1 protein-coding gene is annotated in these 632 nt (G+C 68.2%); it reads left to right on the forward strand.

From position 1 onward, the window contains the following. Nucleotides 1-24 precede the first annotated feature (24 nt). A partial coding sequence (locus DEH69_RS00750; protein WP_309302749.1) for an acyltransferase domain-containing protein occupies nucleotides 25-632 on the forward strand: 608 nt, incomplete at its 3' end.

Raw genomic sequence — 632 nt, forward strand, 5'->3', positions numbered from 1 at the left:
GGTCAGGGGGCGCAGTGGGTGGGGATGGCGTCTGGGCTCCTTGGTACGTCGTCGGTGTTCCGTGAGTCGATGGAGGCGTGCCGGGAGGCGTTGGCGCCGTTTGTCGAGTGGGATTTTGATCAGGCGTTGGTCGATCCGGAGTTGTTGTCCCGGGTGGATGTGGTGCAGCCGGTGTTGTGGGCGGTGATGGTGTCGCTGGCGGCCGTGTGGCGTTCCTATGGTGTGGAGCCCGCGGCGGTGGTGGGGCATTCGCAGGGGGAGATTGCGGCTGCGGTGGTGGCGGGTGGGTTGTCGTTGGAGGACGGGGCGCGGGTGGTGGCGTTGCGGTCGCGGGCGTGGCTGGGCTTGGTGGGTTTGGGGGGGATGGCGTCGGTTGGGCTTCCGGCGGGTGTGGTGCGTGAGCGCTTGGGGCGTTGGGGTGATGTGCTGTCGGTGGCCGCGGTGAACAGTCCGGGTGCGTGTGCTGTGGCGGGTGATCCGGTGGCGTTGGATGAGTTGGTGGAGGTGTTGTCTGCGGAGGGGGTGCGGGCGCGTCGGATCAGGGGGATCGATACGGCGGGTCATTCGGCTCAGGTGGAGCCGTTGCGGGAGCGTCTGTTGTCGGATCTTGCGCCTGTGGTGCCGCGTTCGGG

It is taken from the genome of Streptomyces sp. PT12 (assembly GCF_003311645.1).
Lineage (GTDB): Bacteria > Actinomycetota > Actinomycetes > Streptomycetales > Streptomycetaceae > Streptomyces.